This is a genomic window from Bacillus sp. DX3.1 (assembly GCF_030292155.1).
GTDB lineage: Bacteria > Bacillota > Bacilli > Bacillales > Bacillaceae_G > Bacillus_A.
The window spans coordinates 54,648-75,222 of sequence record NZ_CP128153.1 but is presented as its reverse complement, the minus strand read 5'-3'; the positions used below and the strand labels follow the sequence as shown (position 1 = coordinate 75,222).

Annotated in this window: 16 protein-coding genes and 2 tRNA genes; all 18 read right to left on the bottom strand. The window is 37.5% G+C overall.

What is annotated here, in order from left to right:
• Positions 1-273: 273 nt before the first annotated feature.
• Positions 274-1,197 (bottom strand): cysteine synthase A, encoded by a 924-nt coding sequence (gene cysK / locus QRE67_RS00385; protein ID WP_286123069.1) that lies wholly within the window; start codon positions 1,195-1,197, stop codon positions 274-276.
• Between the two features lie 120 nt (positions 1,198-1,317).
• The gene (hslO, locus tag QRE67_RS00380) at positions 1,318-2,193 is read right to left on the bottom strand and encodes an Hsp33 family molecular chaperone HslO (protein WP_286123068.1); all 876 of its coding nucleotides are present in this window, start codon (positions 2,191-2,193) and stop codon (positions 1,318-1,320) included.
• Positions 2,194-2,199: 6 nt separating this feature from the next.
• Positions 2,200-2,988 (bottom strand): type III pantothenate kinase, encoded by a 789-nt coding sequence (locus QRE67_RS00375; RefSeq protein ID WP_286123067.1) that lies wholly within the window; start codon positions 2,986-2,988, stop codon positions 2,200-2,202.
• Between the two features lie 245 nt (positions 2,989-3,233).
• Positions 3,234-5,138: an ATP-dependent zinc metalloprotease FtsH gene (ftsH, locus tag QRE67_RS00370; protein ID WP_286123066.1), complete on the bottom strand. Its 1,905-nt coding sequence runs from the start codon at positions 5,136-5,138 to the stop codon at positions 3,234-3,236.
• 85 nt (positions 5,139-5,223) lie between these two features.
• Positions 5,224-5,766, bottom strand: a complete 543-nt coding sequence (hpt, locus tag QRE67_RS00365) for a hypoxanthine phosphoribosyltransferase (protein WP_286123065.1) — start codon at positions 5,764-5,766, stop codon at positions 5,224-5,226.
• Positions 5,763-7,193, bottom strand: a complete 1,431-nt coding sequence (tilS, locus tag QRE67_RS00360; RefSeq protein ID WP_286123064.1) for a tRNA lysidine(34) synthetase TilS — start codon at positions 7,191-7,193, stop codon at positions 5,763-5,765. The genes hpt and tilS overlap by 4 nt, the downstream gene beginning before the upstream one ends.
• Positions 7,194-7,412: 219 nt before the next feature.
• Positions 7,413-9,884, bottom strand: a complete 2,472-nt coding sequence (gene spoIIE / locus QRE67_RS00355; protein WP_286123063.1) for a stage II sporulation protein E — start codon at positions 9,882-9,884, stop codon at positions 7,413-7,415.
• 263 nt (positions 9,885-10,147) lie between these two features.
• Positions 10,148-10,219: transfer RNA gene (locus QRE67_RS00350), tRNA-Glu, on the bottom strand.
• A gap of 11 nt (positions 10,220-10,230) precedes the next feature.
• A tRNA-Met gene (locus tag QRE67_RS00345) sits at positions 10,231-10,304 on the bottom strand.
• 171 nt (positions 10,305-10,475) lie between these two features.
• Entirely contained in the window at positions 10,476-10,967 is a 492-nt protein-coding gene (locus tag QRE67_RS00340) for a S1 domain-containing RNA-binding protein (RefSeq protein WP_286123062.1), read from the bottom strand.
• 87 nt (positions 10,968-11,054) lie between these two features.
• Complete coding sequence (gene divIC, locus QRE67_RS00335) at positions 11,055-11,414, bottom strand: cell division protein DivIC (RefSeq protein WP_286123061.1); 360 nt, start codon at positions 11,412-11,414, stop codon at positions 11,055-11,057.
• Positions 11,411-12,064 carry a spore cortex biosynthesis protein YabQ gene (gene yabQ / locus QRE67_RS00330; protein WP_286123060.1) on the bottom strand — a complete coding sequence of 218 codons (654 nt, stop codon included), beginning with the start codon at positions 12,062-12,064 and terminating at the stop codon, positions 11,411-11,413. Before yabQ ends, divIC begins: the two co-directional genes overlap by 4 nt.
• The gene (yabP, locus tag QRE67_RS00325; RefSeq protein ID WP_286123059.1) at positions 12,061-12,369 is read right to left on the bottom strand and encodes a sporulation protein YabP; all 309 of its coding nucleotides are present in this window, start codon (positions 12,367-12,369) and stop codon (positions 12,061-12,063) included. The genes yabQ and yabP overlap by 4 nt, the downstream gene beginning before the upstream one ends.
• A 58-nt stretch (positions 12,370-12,427) precedes the next feature.
• Positions 12,428-12,703 (bottom strand): RNA-binding S4 domain-containing protein, encoded by a 276-nt coding sequence (locus QRE67_RS00320; protein WP_286123058.1) that lies wholly within the window; start codon positions 12,701-12,703, stop codon positions 12,428-12,430.
• Between the two features lie 12 nt (positions 12,704-12,715).
• A complete protein-coding gene (yabN, locus tag QRE67_RS00315) occupies positions 12,716-14,179 on the bottom strand; it encodes a bifunctional methyltransferase/pyrophosphohydrolase YabN (RefSeq protein ID WP_286123057.1) in 1,464 nt (487 codons plus the stop codon).
• A 12-nt stretch (positions 14,180-14,191) separates the two neighbouring features.
• Entirely contained in the window at positions 14,192-15,793 is a 1,602-nt protein-coding gene (locus QRE67_RS00310; protein ID WP_286123056.1) for a putative polysaccharide biosynthesis protein, read from the bottom strand.
• 476 nt (positions 15,794-16,269) lie between these two features.
• Entirely contained in the window at positions 16,270-16,806 is a 537-nt protein-coding gene (gene spoVT, locus QRE67_RS00305; protein ID WP_286123055.1) for a stage V sporulation protein T, read from the bottom strand.
• A 135-nt stretch (positions 16,807-16,941) separates the two neighbouring features.
• Positions 16,942-20,472 carry a transcription-repair coupling factor gene (gene mfd / locus QRE67_RS00300; RefSeq protein WP_286123054.1) on the bottom strand — a complete coding sequence of 1,177 codons (3,531 nt, stop codon included), beginning with the start codon at positions 20,470-20,472 and terminating at the stop codon, positions 16,942-16,944.
• Positions 20,473-20,575 lie beyond the last annotated feature (103 nt).

Below are 20,575 nucleotides of genomic sequence, written 5' to 3'. Positions count from 1 at the left end.
CTTTACTACTACTGTTTATTTTACATGAAGTTTTCTAGTCATTCACTCTTTTCCTATTTTCAAACGAAAAAAGAAAAAGCATTCCTTTTTCAGGAATGCTTTTTTTCTAATCATAGGATTATCCCGCTATTCGCGGGCAGTAATCCCCCCACCTCAAAGTTCTGCAAGAAGTAAAGAACTTAAGTGAGGGATAAACTGCCCGTAAAAGCCCGATTGGTGAGGGCTAATGATCAGTGGAGGATGAAGAAAACCCCCACTGATCAAAGTTTCACTTTATGATTCAAATTGATAAAGTGGGGTACTTAAATAACGTTCCCCATTACTTGGGATAATAACAACTATCTTTTTCCCTTTACCAAGCTTTTTCGCAACCTCTGTCGCGGCATAAATGACAGCTCCTGAAGAAATACCAACTAAGATCCCCTCTTCACGCGCTACTCTTCTTGCATATTCAAATGCCTGTTCTGTCTTCACTTGAATAATTTCATCATATACTTCTACATCCAATGTTTCAGGAATAAATCCAGCTCCGATACCTTGAATTTTATGTGGACCTGGTTTCCCACCTGATAATACCGGAGAATCCGCAGGTTCTACTGCATAAATTTTAATGTCTTTATATTTTTCTTTTAATACTTCACCAGCACCTGTAATTGTTCCACCAGTACCAATACCAGCAATAAATGCATCTAATTGGTCACCTATTTGTTCAATAATTTCTGGACCTGTTGTCAAACGATGAATTTCTGGGTTTGCTTCATTTTGGAATTGTTGTGGTATGAAATAACCATGCTCTTTCGCTAATTCAGTCGCTTTATGAATTGCACCGCCCATTCCTTCTGGACCTGGAGTCAATACTAACTCAGCTCCATAAGCACGTAATAAATTACGACGTTCAATACTCATCGTTTCTGGCATTACTAAAATCGCTTTATATCCTTTAGCAGCCGCTACCATCGCTAAACCGATTCCTGTGTTACCGCTTGTCGGCTCAATGATCGTATCGCCCTCTTTTAATAATCCTTTTTGTTCAGCAGCTTCGATCATAGATAATGCGATACGATCTTTCACACTACTCCCTGGATTCATAAATTCTAATTTTAGATAAATTTCTGCGCTGTCTTGTTCTACGATGCGGTTCAACTTGACGATCGGCGTTTTCCCGATTAATTCTGAAACTGATTGTGCCACTCGCATTCCTGTCACTCCTAACACCGAGTATTTTTATTGGTTTTATATACAATTCAATTTTGTCAGAAAATTTTTTATTTGTCAATCTATTGCGATGATTAAAAATAGATTAACAACCGTTCCTCTTTACAAACTTTCGATTATGTTTGTAATATCTTCTTCGGAAAATTTATATCGTTCATTACAGAAATGACAATGTACTTCTGTCTCATCCTCTTCTTCACGAACTTGTTCTAATTCTTCTTTACCTAAGCTAATTAATACCGTTTCAATACGCTCACGAGAACATGTGCAATTAAATTGAACATCCATCGTTTCTAGAACCTTCACTTGTTCTTTCCCCAACACTTCATATAATAATTCTTCTGGTGAAAGACCTTGCTCAATTAATTTTGAAACAGGTGGAATTTGTTGCAAACGTCCTTCAATAAATGAAATTGTCTCTTCTTGTGCCCCAGGCATAATTTGCAAGATAAATCCACCAGCAGCTAATATACTGTCATCACCATTTACAAGAATACCAACACCAACAGAAGAAGGCGTTTGTTCAGAAACAGCGAAATAATACGTGAAGTCCTCTCCTAATTCACCTGAAACGATTGGAGATTGCCCGATAAATGGTTCACGCATACCGATATCTTTAATTACCGTTAAGAATCCTTCTGTTCCTACCGCTTCATACACACGTAACTTCCCTTGCTCCGTTGCCTCAAAATCAACATGCGGATTCGTTACATATCCACGTACATCCCCGTTAGCGTGAGCATCTACTAAGATCGGGCCAATCGGACCGTTGCCTTCCACTTTAATTGTCAGCTTCTGATCTCCTTTTAGCATGGCTCCCATAATTGCACCAGCTGTCAATGAACGCCCAAGCGCTGCAGAAGCAGTTCTCCACGTATCATGACGTCTCTGTGCCTCGCTTACTGTATTTGTTGTACGCACACTATACGCACGGACTTCTCCATCAAACGCTAACGCCTTTACTAAATAATCTTTCATATTTATTTATTCACCCTTCTCATGTTGTAAGTTTGCATTACGTTCATATAACATGTACAAACCTTTTAATGTTAAAAACGGATCTACAATATCAATTACATTAGATTCCTCTGCAATTAATTTTGCTAATCCACCAGTTGCAATAACAGTCGGTTCTTGTTTAGCTTCTTCTTTCATTCGCTTAACAATACCTTCTACTTGTCCAACATACCCATATAAAATACCTGATTGCATGGCACTTACCGTGTTTTTTCCAACAACACTACTTGGTTTTGTAATCTCAATACGAGGAAGTTTCGCTGCCCGGCTGTATAACGCTTCTGCTGAAATCATAATACCTGGTGTAATAACACCACCCATATAATGCTTATTCTCGTTAATATAACAATATGTAGTTGCCGTTCCAAAGTCGACAATAATAAGAGGACTTCCGTATAATTGAATACCTGCTACAGCATTTACAATACGGTCCGCTCCAACTTCACGTGGATTTTCATACTTAATATTTAATCCCGTTTTAATGCCCGGTCCGACTACAAGAGGTTTAATTTTGAAATATTTTTCACACATACGCTCTAATGCAAACATAATCGGCGGCACAACAGAAGAAACAATAATTCCTTGCACATCATGAAATGAAAGTCCTTCATGTTCAAGCAATTGTTTCACTAACATACCATATTCATCTTCTGTTTTATGACGATCCGTCTCCATACGCCAATGTTGGCGAAGCTTACCATTTTCAAATACACCGAGCACAGCATTTGTATTCCCTACATCCAATACGAAAATCATATTCTCACCACTTATCTTATTTAATCTATATTTACGCAATATGTACAAAACTTATAATGACATCATATCATACATACCCATATAATCAGTTTTTCTATCCTCACCATTTTACAAAAAGATCAGTCATCTTTTCAATTTTTAACATCAATAAATTTTATATTTATTTAAAGAGGTCCCTATTTCCTTCATTACATGCACATAGTTCATACAAGCTTTCATATAACGAGAAAAAGGAGTGACTATTGTCACTCCTTCGTTTCTTCTTCATCTTCTTTTTTCGTTGTGATGTTGACTTTCACATCATCTTCTGAAGACTTTTTACGCTCTGGTAAAGTTCCATGATCATATAAATGATTAATTTGCTCTGCATCTAACGTTTCCACTTCAAGTAACGTTTTTGCGATAATATCAAGCTTATCACGTTTTTCAGTAAGAATTTGTTTTGCACGAGCATAACAATCTTTCATAATTGTTTGCATTTCCACATCAATGTCATGTGCAATTGCATCACTATAGTTTTGTTCTGAATGGAAGTCTCTTCCTAAGAACACTTGACCACCTTGTGAGCTACCAAATTGCATTGGTCCAAGTTTATCACTCATACCAAATTCCGTTACCATACGTCTGGCAATGCCAGTCGCACGTTGGAAGTCATTATGAGCTCCTGTACTCACTTCACCAAATACAATTTCTTCAGCCACTCGTCCACCAAGTAAACCAGTGATTTTATCCAATAATTCCGGTTTCGTCATGAAGTAACGATCTTCTTTTGGAAGCATTACTGCATATCCACCAGCTTGACCACGAGGAACAATTGTTACTTTATGAACGATATCTGCTTCATCAAGCACGACACCAATTACAGTGTGACCCGCTTCATGGAATGCCACAATATTACGTTCTTTTTCAGAAATAACACGACTTTTCTTAGCAGGACCTGCAATAACACGGTCTGTTGCTTCATCAACATCAGACATGTCAATTTTCTTCTTATCTTGACGTGCCGCCACTAAAGCAGCTTCGTTTAATAAGTTTTCAAGATCCGCACCAGAGAATCCTGGTGTACGAGTTGCAATTGCTCGTAAGTTGATATCCTCATCAAGCGGTTTATTGCGAGCATGTACTTTCAGTACTGCTTCACGTCCGTTTACATCTGGACGGTCAACTGTAATTTGACGGTCAAATCGTCCTGGACGTAATAACGCTGGGTCAAGGATATCTGGACGGTTTGTTGCAGCGATGATGATAATACCTTCGTTTGCGCCGAATCCATCCATTTCAACAAGAAGTTGGTTTAATGTTTGTTCACGCTCATCATGACCACCGCCAAGACCAGCGCCACGTTGACGACCTACCGCATCAATTTCATCAATGAAAATGATACAAGGTGCATTTTTCTTTGCATTTTCGAATAAATCACGTACACGAGAAGCACCGACACCAACGAACATCTCTACGAAGTCAGAACCACTAATAGAGAAGAACGGAACGCCAGCCTCACCTGCAACGGCACGTGCAAGTAATGTTTTACCTGTACCTGGAGGTCCAACTAATAGGACACCCTTCGGAATACGGGCACCGACCTCTGCAAACTTACGAGGGTCTTTTAAGAACTCTACTACCTCAACAAGTTCTTGTTTTTCTTCATCTGCTCCAGCTACATCTCTGAAGCGTACTTTTTTCTTTTCATCATTGTATAACTTCGCCTTACTTTTCCCGAAGTTCATAACACGACTACCGCCGCCCTGCGCTTGGTTCAGTAAGAAGAAGAATAAAATGAAGATAATGACAAACGGAATGATAGATGTAAAGAACGTTACCCAAGCACTTGTTTCTTCTGCTGGTTGATACTTCACTTCAGCACCTTGTGCTTTGTCATTAATTTTCTTTTGTAATTCTTCAGTATTTGGTGCATAAGTGACGAATTGCGAATCTTGACTGTCCTTGTCAAATTGTCCTTTTACCTCAAATACACCATTTTTGGGTTGAAGTTGCACATTGCGCACTTCACCTTTTTCAAGTTTAGTAATGAATTTATCGTAGCTAACTGATGTTATTTTTTGCGTTGAACCATTAAAATAGCTCACGATACCAATCACTACTAAAAATATCAGTAAATAAAAGATGGTATTACGGAAGATACGATTCATCCCTAACCTCCTCTCACGGCATAAACACTATAGTAAATCTTAACATAGAAAAATTTTCCTATACAATTGCAACGCCTGTATTTAATTAATTTGAGTAAACGCTTGGTTTTAATACTCCGACATAAGGAAGGTTACGATATTGCTCCTTGTAGTCTAAGCCATATCCTACAACAAATTCATGTGGAACAGTGAATCCAACATAGTCTGCTTTAAGATCAACTTTTCGACCAGTCGGCTTATCCAATAATGTAACAATCTTTACAGATTTCGCCTTGCGATATTTGAATAAGTCTACTAAATAGCTTAGTGTAAGACCACTATCAATAATATCTTCAACGATTAAAATATCGCGACCTTCTACAGAAGTATCAAGGTCTTTTAAAATTTTCACTTCACCTGTTGAAACTGTAGAATGACCGTAGCTAGAAACAGCCATAAAATCCATTTCAAGATATGTATCTGTTCGTTTCAATAAATCTGCCATAAATGGCATTGCACCTTTTAGTACACCGATCGCAAGAGGTACTGTGTTTTTGTAATCCTCTGCAATAATTGCACCTAGTTCATGCACTTTTCCTTGTATTTGCTCTTCGGAAATTAATACTTTTTCGATATCTTGATTCATCATTTCATTATCCTCCCGGAAGACTTCTTGCTTTTGTAGTGAATAATAATATATTTATCCTTATTTACTGTTCCTTGCGAAATAGCAAATGCAGATCGTTTCAACAATGGAACCCAAATAACATTCCCGCTTGCATCACAAACAATCGGCCACTCTTCCCTTTTTTCTTTCGGTACTTTGGCTTCGATAAAAATAGCTTTTATCTTTTTTGTGCCACTCATACCTTGTATTGACATGCGATCTCCATTTTCCCTTGAGCGAATAAGAAGCGGATATGATACATCATTATATTTAGCAACAAATACCGTTTCATTCATGTTACTTGGTAACTCCTTACTCACTTCAGTTACAAACTCATCCCCGTTTACTAACGTAATCTTTCCAGGTATTGGCAAAGCCTGCAACAAAGGTAGAACAGTTTCTTTTTTAAATCGGAAGCTACACTCTTCATATGTACGAACAATTTCTAATCCATTAGGAAAATCGAGTGAACCTGAAGGATGTGTCCGTTTAAAAAATGCAATAACGTTGTCAATATGTATAGAAGAAAGCGAAGACGGAATCTCATATTCATAAAGATAGTTTAATATTAGTTGAATCCCTCTTCTTTGTAAAGGCATAGACATGGATTCAAAGGCAGGAATTGATAAGACAATATTTTTGTCACTTTTTTTTGTAATTACTTTATTCATCTTTTCAAAAGCTAATTCCTGCAAATATGCCTCATCCTCTTGCATAAGCGTACTAAAATTTTGAAATCGCTCATGCACATGTGGATTTTCCTGTTTTAAATAAGGTAGAACATGCTTACGCAATCGATTCCTTGTATATGTTTCCTTTGCATTACTTGGATCAATGCGTGGTGTAATTCCTTTTCTATTACAGTAATCAGTAATTTCTTCTTTCGTTACCGCTAATAGCGGTCTGATTAAATACCCGCCATGGAAAGGACGTTTCACAGCAATTCCGGCATATCCCTTTGGAGTACTCCCTCGTACGAGACGCATTAAAATCGTCTCGACTTGATCATCTCCATGATGTCCAAGAGCTACATACAGTGCATTATATTTCTTCATTATTCTTTCCAAAAATGCATATCGGCATTCTCTAGCAGCAACTTGTGCGTTCATTCTATATTGCTGTTGATATTGCGAAACATCTATTCTTATTGTTTCACAAATGACTCCCATACTCTGGCAAAGTCCCTTCACAAATTGTAAATCTTGATAAGATTCTTCTCCTCTAAACATGTGATCAACATGTGCGACTACAATTTGTAATGCTTTCTCTTCCCTTTTCTCTAACAAATAATATAAAAGAGCTAAAGAATCAGGACCTCCAGAAACCCCTACGACAATTGTAGAATGTTCTTTCAATACATCATGCCGCTTTGCAAAATCATTTACTTTTTCAACAAATGTATCTTTCAACGTCGCAATCACCTTTCATTAAACAAAAACGATAGCATACCTTACCTTGCTTATAATGGTACAACTTTTATAAACTTTGTGCAAAACAAAGATGTGCAAAATTCACATTTTTATCTTACATGTCACTTCTTATCTTCACACAAGGAATGAAACTATTTCTTCCCATAGAAAAAGGTCCAGGTATCACCCTAGACCTCATGACAGAAATGAGCAAACTTTTTACTGTGCTTGTTTACCCACAATTGGAATTGTAGCCCACTTAGGCATATTCTTCTTCACCTTCGCAACAACAATTGTCATATCATCATTAATATATCCATCACTAGAACGAATGACATCTTCCATAATAATATCAGCGATTTCTTGTGGATCATCTGTTTGCAATTCCTTAATTTTGCGTTTCATCCATACTTCATGATTTTCCACATGCTGTGCCCCTTCAAAAATACCATCACTCATCATAACTAGAATATCCTCTGTTTTTAATTGTTCTCCCACAACATCTACCTCAACATCCTCAATGATGCCCATCGGCAAGTTACCTGCCTCTATTTTAAAGACGCTATTCCCACGTTTCACAAAACTTGGAGTGGAACCAATTTTTAGAAACTTAGCACTCGCATCACGTAAGTCGACCATGGCTAAGTCAAGCGTCGTAAACATTTCTTCAGTGGTTCGCAAAGAAAGAATGGAATTGATGGATTTAATGGCAATTTCCTCATCAATACCCGATTGCAATATTTTTTGCAACAACTTTACCGTTTCCTTACTTTCCATATGCGCACGTTGGCCATTTCCCATCCCATCACTAATCGCAAGGGCATATTTTCCAACACTTAATTCCATCATGGCGTATGAATCACCTGAGACAAATCCACCTCCTTTTGCCGCTGTAGCAAGCCCTGTATCAAGAGAAAACGTTTTTGCAGACCCAAACGATATCATACTATGACCATTTGGATAAGCAGACGGCTCCTCGTGTTTTACAATAATATTTTCCTTTAAAATATCTGAAAGCATCGGAGCAACTAGTTTGTCGCATTCTCCATGTTGATTGGATGCTGATGGAATCATCATCTCAATATCGATATTCCCTCTATCTAAACAATAGATATCAACATGTTCAACCTCTACACCAAAATCGCGAAACGCTTGTAATATTTTTTCTTCTTGTACTTGATGATTTTCCCTTTCTCGTTGGATTTCTTTTGCGAAATCCTCCATTACTTTTGAAACACCTAGTAGTTGCTCTGCAACAATTCTACGATTCTCTTTCATTTGTTTACGTAATTTTTGTCCCTCATAAAAATGTCCTAATTCACCTTCTACTAAGTCTGTTACTTTCTTTCCTCTTACGCAGTATTTATCCCATTCACGAACTAACTTACGATTGTGCTGAAGCGCCCCTTCCTCCGATTCATTCATAATCTCCCTCATATAGTCATATGTTTTATCAAAGTTCACCACCCAGCATTGATCCTTTTTGAAACACGTTTGACATGTCTTCGCAGTAATCGTACTCAAAAACAAATCTGTTTCTGTTTCTTTATTATCTTCTTCCACATACCCGTATACTGAAAAACTATTAGACAATGCTGCAAACACGTTTGCAAACTGATTTATTTTATTAGCTGTTACATCTCGCATTCTTCGTAAATACTGCTGTTGATCATTGGAATGTTCTTGTGTTCCAGGCATAAATTTAGCAAGTCGGTCAATAATTATCTTTGGTGTTAATAAAAAGAGGACAATTGCTACCCCAGATTCTAGTAAGGTTGTTACAATGTTTGCCTGCTTATCAACATATAATGTGATCAAACTTGTCCCAATTAATAATCCTAAACTGACCCCAATACGTTTTCCTTCTTTTAATAGCCCACCAAGCAATCCCGAAAAGGCCAATAAACTTAATTGAGACAAACTTGCCACATTCGCCAAACTCAATATCAATCCTGTGACAACTCCTACCGTTGAGCCTGTAGCTGCCCCTGCAACAAAAGCAAATAATAATACTAAATACCTAGTGAAAATGTGTTGAACTGAAGTATCGTAAATAAACCAATCTGTCGTACCCGTTAATACAGATGCGAGCAATATAATTAAACAAACAATTTCTTCCGTTTCTAATGATTGCTGTTTTCCCTTTCTTTCTGTTAATAACGGTACACTCTGCAAGAAAATCATCGTCAGGACAAAACTAAGACCTGCCTCAATGGTACTGACTAGTAAATCATACATACTAACTGTTTGCTGCGCGAAGTAAACAACAGCGAGATGCGCGGTTAACGCGGAGATAAATACTTGAAACGGTACAAGTCCCACCATTTTACGCGTAAATCGACTAAAGAAGATATTATAAATAAAGAAAGTAAATATAGATGCAAAAGCAAAAAGTAAATTATCCAGCGAAACGGAAAGTGCACCTCCCATAAGAGCGAGAAAAGCAAGGGGCATCTTATCTCGTTTCATCACATAAACAGCAGCAAAAAACGGTAGCGCAAACGGTAAAATATTCGTTAAAATATATGCTCGTCCTAAAAGAAAACCAATTACCGCAATAACAAATCCCCATCTAAAGAAAACTTGCTCTAACTTCACTTTCAATTTGCTTGTCCACTTTATCGTTCTTATCTGTCCATCATCCATAGCCAATGTACTTGTATTCACAGTATTCCTTCCTGCTCTCGGCATATTTTCAACACCACCTGCATAGTTTAATTACTGCAATTATAAAAGAAAGTTATCGGAATTTTTGTCAAAACAACAGTTATCATCATCATAATCGTTCGACTTTTTATTCAAAATAACCCTATATATATACAAGTTGTTAAGAACAAAAAGTATTATTAGATAGAAAATTCAGAAAATAAAGAGCGTTTTTGTAGAATAATTGTATATCTTTACAATTAATTTAATAAAAAAAGATCATGCACATGTGCATGATCTTTTTTAGATGACCCGTACGGGATTCGAACCCGTGTTACCGCCGTGAAAGGGCGGTGTCTTAACCACTTGACCAACGGGCCGTTAAAATATATAGCGGCGGAGGGGATCGAACCCCCGACCTCACGGGTATGAACCGTACGCTCTAGCCAGCTGAGCTACACCGCCATGTCGTTTTATTTAACGGACAATTAGTATCATATCTCAAACCTTATATGAAGTCAACATATTTCAAAAAAATTTTTCATTCTTTTTTAAAATACTTATATTCACATAAAAAAAGCACCCCCGAGTGACCACTCGGGGGTGCTTCTCTATACTTTAAATAAACGGTAAGTTTTATCCGCGACGAGCGCCACGGCCACCACGTTTAGATTCTGTATTACGCTTTAAAGAAGTCAAACGATCTTCACTATCTTTTAAGAAGCGCGCCATCTTTTGCTCAAATGTTTCTTTTTGATTTGTGTTATCACGGCCACCACCACGGTTATCCCTGCTAAAAGAGCGATTACGCTGCGGACGCCCAGAACGTTGCTGATCACGATCACCACCACGTTGATGTTCACTGCGTGGACGATCTCCCTCTGTTCTTTCACGTTCTTTGGCTTTTTTAATAGATAAACCAATTTTGCCATCTTTCTCAACGTTGATAACTTTCACTTCTACTTGGTCGCCTACTTTTAAGTGATCATTAATATCTTTCACGTAGTTATCAGCGACTTCACTAATATGAACAAGACCCGTTAAGCCTTCTGGCAGCTCTACAAAAGCCCCAAAATTTGTAATACCTGTTACTTTACCTTGTAACTTGCTGCCTACCTCGATTGACATAAAAAAAATGCTCCTCCTTAGTGGTTAAAAAGTCAAATTTTACTTTATTATATATAATCCTAAAATATAGTGTCAATAAGACGTGCTCTACTTAGAAACAGGAAAAATTATCTCCCCTTTTCCGGAGAAGAAATAATCCCTTCTAGCAATCTTTAAAACATGCTCTTCGTCATTCAATTTCCGAACGTCATCTTTTAGCTTTTTCTCTTTCGTCGTTAATGTATTCATTTCTTTTTTCATTTCTTTGACCTTAGCCTCTTTTGCTTTAATGGAGCTATTTTGCTGATAAAATATCACACCAATACTCAAAACAATTGTAAAGGCAAAGACAAGAAAGACTGCTAAACGACGATACAAGCGCCTCCTGTTTTCGTTCGTTTGTATTGTATGTTCTTTAACAGGATTTGGATTCTGTTCTCCGATCGATCTTTCTTTCAGTTCCCTCATTTCCGAGGTCCCCCTAACTTCTTTTTTATACGTTTCCAAACTAGAGAGATATACTTCTCCAATTTCTTTGTATGTTGCAGAAACCCTTCATGTCTCTTTATAAAAAGTTTAACACGGTTAGGGAGAAGTTTCCATATAAGCAAAGTAAGAAATCGAACAGGCCAGAAAAAAACTTTCCATATGAAAAGTAATATCCCAATTAAAAACTTCCACAATACATTCCCAATTGAAAGTAGTACACGAAATAAAAATAATATAAATGCAATAATGAGCTGTGTCATAATAATAACAGGTTTTATCATGAGTAGCTGTACAATTTGAATAAAAAATTGTATCATCCGTAAAAAAACATGAATGATAAGGTTCAATATTCGCATGTACAATGATTTCAATAAGCTTTGATATGCAGCAAAACCACAAAGTAATGCTACAAAAACATATATTCGTAATTCTGCTTCATTCACGAGCAACAATACATAAAAAACAAATAGTGCTTGGACAATCCAAAATAGTATATCATGTATAAATACAAGCCAACGCTTACGCTCTGTCCGTTTTAAAAAGCGTTGGTATGTATCTAACGCAGCTCCGATCCAAGCACCCATGCCGATCATAGAAAGCATTGTATACAGTTGAACTGTCAAACTCATTTAAACAACTTGCTAAAGAACCCTTTAGCTTTCTCCCCTTGTTGGTCATCAATATACATTAACTCATGAATTTTACCTTTAATGGACACAATGCCTTTTTCAACATCCAGGTTTTTCATTTGTAAGTTTTGACCGCGAATTGTTAAAAATCCCATTACGGTTTCTAATAAAAATTCTTCACTATCAAAACTCTCTACTTGCTTCACCCCAGTAATATCAATTACACGTCTTCCTCTCATAGTGATATCATGCTCTACGGAAACGTTTTGTTGATTAGAAGACGAAACTGAGTAACCTTTATTCACGTCCATCCCCCCATAGCTTTATACTGTCTAGTATCAATGTATGAGAGGAAAGAAGTGTTTAGAACAAGCCTTCTTCTGCTTTCACTTTCTCTTCGCGAACAACAGTGTACATATTAGCTGCATCTTCTTTTTTAGTTGTTTCTTTTAATTCATTGATCTTTACAGTTACTACTTTTTGTCCAAAACGAATCGTCAATTCATCATCTACCTTTACAACAGAGCTTGCCTTCGCCGCTACTCCATTAATTGCAATTCTCCCTTGATCAGCAACTTCTTTTGCCAATGTTCTTCTTTTAATTAAACGTGATACTTTTAAAAATTTATCTAAACGCATCTCATTTCCCCCTTATTCCTTCTCGGTCCGCTTCGCTTCTTCCCACAGGATGTCCAATTGCTCTAACGTTAACTCCTGCATCTCCTTGTTCATGTCAGCCACTTTTGCCTCCATGTATAAAAAACGACGCATGAATTTCTCATTTGTTGTATGAAGGGCTTCTTCTGGATCCAATTTATAATGACGGGCAATATTAACAAAGGCGAATAATAAATCTCCAAATTCACCTAACATTTTTTCTTCATCCATCTTTACAACTTCTTGTTGGAATTCCTGCCACTCTTCCCAAGCTTTGTCCATCATCGGCTGCACATCATCCCAATCAAAGCCAACTTTCCCTGCTTTTTTCTGAATTTCATATGCGCGCATCAGCTGCGGTAAACTTTTTGGAATTCCCGCTAAAACCGACTCTCTTACATGCCCTTTTTCTTGTTTTTTAATTTCTTCCCAGTTTGAAACAACTTCTTCTGCATTATCAACGTCTATGTTTCCAAACACATGTGGATGGCGACGCACCATTTTTTCAGATAACGTACGAATGATATCATCAATAGAGAACCACCCTTCATCCTCACCAATTTGAGCATGAAGCATGACTTGCAGCAGTACATCACCAAGTTCTTCAACAAGGTGATCATCATCCTCTTCATCAATTGCTTCTAATACTTCATACGCTTCTTCAATTAAATACTTCTTTAATGACTGATGTGTTTGTTTTTTATCCCATGGACAACCACTAGGCCCACGAAGCTCAGCAATAATTTCTCGCAGTACATCAAACTGTTGATATAACGCATCACGCTCTGCAACAGGTGGCACGTACACGCTCGTTAAGTTATTCAGCTCTGTTTCATGATCCAACAAATAAAGCGGTACTTTTTTCACTTGTTCAAACGATGTTCCTGCAGCCGTTACAATATATACTTCGTATTCATCGGGTAACATTTCCATTAATGTTAGTTTCACTTCAGATGCAATAAACGCATCATATACTTGGCAGAAGATTAAATGTTGACGTAATTCTAATTGTCCTCGTTCAAATGACGTAGCGTCAATTAGCTGAAACCCTTCAATTGGATCAATTTTCAAACTAGCAAACATTGGGTCTAAAAAGCTTTGTCCACCTTCGATACGAACCTCAATTTGCTCAGTTTTTCCTTTTTGTAAAAGCAATTGAACTGTTCGTTCTGCAACAAGTGGATGACCTGGCACGGCATATATAATATCCGCCCCTTGCGCTTTGCTCATCAACGTATTTGCAATTGTTTCATATACAACCTCAAACGTATCATGCGCTTCATATATATCATCAAAAGCGGTATACTTTATACCCTCTTTTTCTAATTCTTCGATAACAGGGTGTTCTTTCGTTCGCACATACATATGATCTGCTTCTCTTATTTTCCGGTACACACCCATTGTCAGCTGATCTAATTCACCAGCTCCTAATCCTAAAATGGTAATTACTCCACTCACAATCAGTCACCTCTATCCACTCTTCTTTAATGAAGCTTGTACTTTATCTTGCTTCATAACCGTTCCTAATTCTTCCGTTGTAAAAACACGTAATTTCATAATCAAAAATACATATACCAATCCACCAACTGCTACACCTGTCATAGCTTCAATCACAGCTAACCCTCTATGACCTTCATCACTGACTGGTCCAAACCCTTCATACATATGCATAAATAACATTAATATAACAACCATACCTAACCCACCGATTGTTACACCAATGATATTTTGTTTATGGACGAGAGGCTCTTCAACAATGCGAATAAGCAATGCGCTATTTAACAAAGCAATGCTCATGAGGGCAATGACAGTTGCAATCGCCGATCCAGTTACACCAAAGTGCGGCATTAACAGATGGTTTAACAATAATTTCAAACAACTTCCAAATACAACAAAGAGGGCTGGTTTTGCCGTTTGACCTAACCCCTGCAAGATGGAAGCTGTCGTAATTGATAACGAACTAAATAAAATCGAAATCGCTAAAATAGCCAATACACCAGAGCCTTCACTATTTTCAAACAGCATAATGTTTGTCGGCCTAATAATGCACGCTAACCCTAATGCTGCACCTAATCCAATCACAAATGTAATTTTCATCGCTAGCTTTACCTTTTCACGAATAAAAAGGTAATCCCCTCTCTCTTTCGCTGCTGTAATTAGAGGAATAAGAGAGAGTGAAAATGAAGTTGTCACAACAGTTCCAAGCTGCATAAGAGGAATACTTCTGTCATACACACCTTTTAATACCTTCGCAATTTCCATTGGTTCTCCTGCATGAACAAGCAAGGTATAAAATGAAACCGAATCTGCCATTTGTATAAAAATTAACACTAGGTTACTGACACAGATAGCCATTCCTTGCCAAAAAAGAATTCGAATTATCTTTTTCTTGTTTCGTATGTTTTTCCATCCTTTTAGGAAAATCGAACGGACATGATGACGCATGTAAAATAAAAGTACGCCTACACCAACGACTCCTCCCGCGATGGATCCTAACATTGCACCTGCTCCAACCGTATATAAATCAAATCCATGTGCCATAAGAAGCATCGATAAAAATACAATAATTGACACACGGATTGTTTGCTCGATCACTTGTGATACAGCTGTCGGCATCATATTGTTAAAACCTTGAAAATACCCTCGTGCAACAGATAAAAAAGGCATCAACAAGAAGGAAAACGAGATAACCCGCAATAACTTATCTAAATTCGCATCACCTATGACTGAGGCGATCGTATGGGCACCAAAGAACAATGTAAAAAAGCCAATACAACCGATACCTAATAGAAACCAAAAGGAAACAAAAATAATCTCTTCTGCCTCTTTTTGTTTTCCTTTCTCCAAACGCTCCGCAACCATCTTAGAAATAATAATCGGAAAACCATAAGTAGCTAGAACTAAACAAAATCCATAAAACGGGTAAATTTGTTGATAAATATAAAACCCGACATCTCCCGCTATATTTTGATATGGAATACGGTAAAAGGCGCTTAATACTTTCGTGACAAAACTCGCAATTGTTAATATGATAGCTCCGCGCCAAAAAGCTTGATACTTCTTCGCTTCCATACGAGAAAACTCCTTTTTCCTATTCTCATCCCTCGTATTATATCATAAAGAAAAAAGCAGACTTCCATTTAGATTTATACAATATAAAAAAGGTAGCAGGGCGCTACCTTACAATCAAATATGGTTCCACTTTCCGAACAATATTTGATACGTTTTATAAAGTGAAACTTTTCTCAGTGGGGGGTTTCTTCATCCCCCACTGAGAATTAGTTGAACCAATCGGGCTTTTACGGGTCGTTTATCCCCACCTATCTTCTTTGTTTCTCTCTGAATCTTGAGGTGGGGGTATTACTGCCCGTTAATGCGGGATAAAGCAAAACCATCAGCGGAAAAAATTACCACTGACGGAAGTTTCGCTTTAACCCGGTCTTACAGGCGGTATATTTCAGTATTCCACAGGGGATAACTGCCTCTATGACCCCGATTGGCTCAGCTAACCATCAGCAGGAAAAATTCCCACTGGCGGAAGTTTCGCTTTACTGCTCCATCTGTTTCGCTAAAAAGCTTGCGGCGGTATTTACCGCTTTATGCTCTACTTCACTTATAATTGCTTCTTTCGAAAAAATGACAACAGCTCCAATCGGGTCTCCATTTGCAACAATTGGGCCGATTGTATAAGAGGTAACCTTTTCTGTTACCCCATCAACAATAGAAATTTCGCTTTCATCTGTCATAACAACAGATTTTCGGTCTTCCATTGCCTTTTCAACTAAATCGCCAACACTTTTATTTAAATACTCTTTCTTTGATACTCCTGATACAGCGATAATAGAATCCCTATCACAAATCAGTATATTATGTCCTAAGCTATCATATAAGGCCTCTGCATATTCTTTTGCAAAATTACCCAACTCGCTAATTGGAGAATATTTTTTCAAAATTACTTCTCCATCGCGATCAACAAAAATTTCTAATGGGTCTCCTTCCCGAATGCGCAGAGTCCTGCGGATTTCTTTCGGGATAACAACCCTACCTAAATCATCAATTCGACGTACGATTCCAGTTGCTTTCATTCTAATGCTGCCTCACTTTCTACTGATGATGAAAGTGGTGAATTTACCTGTTCATGTAAAAATCACCAACTGTTAAACATAGTATTTTACACATTAGTTCTTCTATGCACGCCGAATTACATTTTTTATCCTGATTTAAGCATTTATCACTTCTTTTTTCACATCAGACAGGCCTTTTAATAAATTTTCAGCAATTGTTAGCCATTTTGACGTTTCTAATCCATTAATTTTCATCACAACTTTCAGACGAGAGCCTTCCATGCCGAGCCCAATCATGCGACCAAAGCTATTTCCAAGCATAAATAGCTTTCCGCCATCAATATTTTGGCTTGCTTGCTCGGAAAATAAGAACGTGACTTCAAGTTTCGTCTGTTTAATAAGCTCAATTTGCTCTTTCATTGCTAATACTTTAATACTTGCAATTTGTAATAAATATCCAACTTCCTGCGGATAATCTCCAAAGCGATCAATCATTTCCTCTTGTAATTCCTCAATATCTTCAATAGCGGAAATGCCTCTAAATTGTTTGTACATCATAATTTTTTGCTTACTATCAGAAATATAAGCATCCGGTAAATATGCATCGACCTCTAAGTCAATTTCGACGTCAATTGTACTTTCAGCTCCTTGTGTTCCTCTGCGCTGTTCAATTGCATCTTTTAACATTTGAGAATATAAATCAAATCCAACAGAATCAATAAATCCATGCTGCTCTGCACCTAATAAGTTACCAGCACCACGAATCGATAAATCACGCATCGCAATCTTAAAGCCAGATCCGAGTTCCGTAAATTCTTTAATCGCTTGTAAGCGTCTCTCAGCGACCTCTGACAACACTTTATCACGCTTATATGCAAAGTATGCATAAGCCACACGATTTGAACGCCCAACACGCCCACGAAGTTGATACAACTGCGATAATCCCATACGGTCTGCATCGAATACAATCAATGTATTTACATTTGGAATATCAACACCCGTTTCAATAATAGTTGTACTTACAAGCACATCATGCTGCCCATCTAAAAATGATAGCATCACAGACTCTAACTCGCCCTCATTCATTTTTCCATGCGCATACGTCACACGCGCATCAGGGACTAGCATAGAAATTTCATCTGCTTTTCTTTCAATATCCTCCACACGATTATATAAGAAGTAGATTTGGCCACCCCTTGCAAGTTCCCTTTCTATCGCTTCTCGAATCAATCCTGGATTATACTCAACCACATACGTTTGTACCGGGAAACGATTTTCTGGAGGTGTTTCAATAACAGATAAATCACGTACACCAAGCATAGACATATGAAGCGTACGCGGAATTGGTGTTGCTGTTAACGTCAAGACATCAACATTCGATTTCAATTGTTTAATCTTTTCTTTATGTGTAACACCAAAACGTTGTTCTTCATCAATAATGAGTAATCCTAAATCTTTATAAGTTACATCTTTGGATAAAATACGATGTGTTCCAATAACGATATCAACTGTCCCATCTTTTAAGCCTTTGATTGTCTCATTTTGTTGCTTTCTTGTGCGGAAGCGGCTTAACAAGCCAATATTAATTGGATAATCTTGAAAACGCTCTCGAATCGTTTCATAGTGCTGCTGAGCAAGAATCGTTGTCGGTACTAGAATCGCCACTTGCTTTTCGTCCATAATTGCTTTAAACGCCGCACGAATCGCCACTTCTGTTTTACCGTATCCAACATCACCACAAAGAAGTCGGTCCATCGGACGTCCGCGTTCCATATCTTTCTTAATTTCTTCAATAGAACGCAATTGATCTTCTGTCTCTTGATATGGGAATGATGATTCGAATTCTTGCTGTTCAGAAGTATCCGGTGTATATGCATACCCTTTAGACGCCTCGCGCTCTGCATATAATTTAATTAAATCATCCGCGATATCTTGTACAGATTTTTCTACTTTTGTCTTTACTTTCTTCCAATCATTCCCGCCTAATTTATAAACTTTCGGGTCTTTCCCTTCTGACCCTACATATTTCTGTACTTGATCTATTTGTTCAATCGGTACATATAATTTATCATTACCTTGATATTTAATATTCAAGTAATCTTTATGAACACCGTTAATCTCTAACGTTTCAATCCCTAAAAACTTACCAATACCATGATTCACATGAACGACGTAGTCGCCAACTTTTAGCTCTGAATAGCTTTTAATACGCTCTGCATTCGATAGCTTTTGTTTACGCTGTGATTTTTTTACCTTTTTATGAAAAAGTTCCTTCTCTGTGATGACAACAAATTTTTGCATCGGCATTTCAAATCCTGCATGTAAATCACCTACAGCAATTTGAAGACGACCAGGAAGTAATACATCTGTAGATTTTATAATATCTGCTTCAATATCATAATCACTTAAAATATATTGCAACTTTTTTGCGCGTTCTTCATCTGTTCCTAGTACAACCGTTGTAAAATTCCCCTCGGTCCATCTAGCAATTTCAGTTTTTAATAGCTGCATTTGCCCATGAAAATCTTGCATTGTTTTACATGTTACATTCACAAGATTCTGCGGATGTGTGTGCGCAATATGGCGTAAAAATAATGTTAAATACACAAAGCTTCTTTTCTTATGATGCATAAACTCTTCGAATTGATGAGAGAACACCAAATCCTGAATAATTGTACCTTCACCAAGAAGTGACGTATACCATTCTGCCTCTTCCGTCTCAAGATGAGATGCCGTTTCTTGAATACGTGAAACTTCATCTAAAATTACGACACCATTTTCGGGTAAATAATCTATTAGACTAGCAGGTTCCTTGTAGAAAATAGATAAATATTTAAACATCTGCTCGATGATCTGTCCGTTTTTCAGTACCTCTATTTCATGACTAACCGTTTCAAGTACCGCTGTTTTTATTTTGTCATCTGAAAGCTTCTGCATCGTCTTCATTAACCCTTCTTCAAGACGCTCCACTCCAAGTTCTAACTCACCTTTTGAAAACAGAAACTCCGTTGCAGGACCGAACCGTATGCTTTCCTTCTTATCTTGAGAGCGTTGTTCTTCTACATCGAACGAACGAATAGAATCTACTTCCGTATCAAAAAATTCTATGCGAAGCGGCAACTCCTCGGTTAACGGATAAATATCTAATATGCCACCACGGAGGCTAAACTCTCCTGGAGCCTCTACCATCGATTTACGCTCATAACCAATATGATGTAACGTATGAAGCAACGCCTCTAAATCAATCTCTTGCCCTAGACGGATTTCAATTTGTTTTTGCTTCCATAGTTCTTTTATAGGTAAAAATCGGCGTAATCCAGCAACAGGAACAACAATAATCCCACTCTCACCCATCGCTAAACGATTTAATACTTCAATACGCTGCGCCTTTAATTCTGGACTTGCGACCCCAATTTCTGATGCAATTAATTCATTAACTGGATATAGCCATACGTCTTGCTCTCCAAGCAGTGATACTAAATCCTCATATACTTTTTGCGCTTGATATAAATTGTGTGTCACAACAAGCTGCGACCGCTTTGTCTTTTTATATAAAGCAGCCATTAATAAAGAGCGCGAAGAAGTTGCCATACCAGATACCAGCTGCTCTCTCAAACCTTCTTCTAGCCCATCCATAATGGATTGTATTTCTTTATTTTTATAAAATTGCTCTAGTAAACCTATCATTTTCAAAACTCCTCTCAACATAAAGAGCAAGTTAATATATTTTTATGCAAATATTTTGGAAAAGGAAAACAGAAAAATGCTTTGGGCATGCCAAAGCAATAAC

Coding starts and splice junctions, on each gene's coding strand:
- cysK (WP_286123069.1), bottom strand. CDS start 1,197: ATGCGAGTGGCACAATCAGTTTCAGAATTAATCGGGAAAACGCCGATC.
- hslO (WP_286123068.1), bottom strand. CDS start 2,193: ATGAAAGATTATTTAGTAAAGGCGTTAGCGTTTGATGGAGAAGTCCGT.
- QRE67_RS00375 (WP_286123067.1), bottom strand. CDS start 2,988: ATGATTTTCGTATTGGATGTAGGGAATACAAATGCTGTGCTCGGTGTA.
- ftsH (WP_286123066.1), bottom strand. CDS start 5,138: ATGAATCGTATCTTCCGTAATACCATCTTTTATTTACTGATATTTTTA.
- hpt (WP_286123065.1), bottom strand. CDS start 5,766: ATGATGAATCAAGATATCGAAAAAGTATTAATTTCCGAAGAGCAAATA.
- spoIIE (WP_286123063.1), bottom strand. CDS start 9,884: ATGCCGAGAGCAGGAAGGAATACTGTGAATACAAGTACATTGGCTATG.
- QRE67_RS00340 (WP_286123062.1), bottom strand. CDS start 10,967: ATGTCAATCGAGGTAGGCAGCAAGTTACAAGGTAAAGTAACAGGTATT.
- divIC (WP_286123061.1), bottom strand. CDS start 11,414: ATGAGGGAACTGAAAGAAAGATCGATCGGAGAACAGAATCCAAATCCT.
- yabQ (WP_286123060.1), bottom strand. CDS start 12,064: ATGAGTTTGACAGTTCAACTGTATACAATGCTTTCTATGATCGGCATG.
- QRE67_RS00320 (WP_286123058.1), bottom strand. CDS start 12,703: ATGCGTTTAGATAAATTTTTAAAAGTATCACGTTTAATTAAAAGAAGA.
- QRE67_RS00310 (WP_286123056.1), bottom strand. CDS start 15,793: ATGGAAGCGAAGAAGTATCAAGCTTTTTGGCGCGGAGCTATCATATTA.
- spoVT (WP_286123055.1), bottom strand. CDS start 16,806: ATGAAAGCAACTGGAATCGTACGTCGAATTGATGATTTAGGTAGGGTT.
- mfd (WP_286123054.1), bottom strand. CDS start 20,472: ATGATAGGTTTACTAGAGCAATTTTATAAAAATAAAGAAATACAATCC.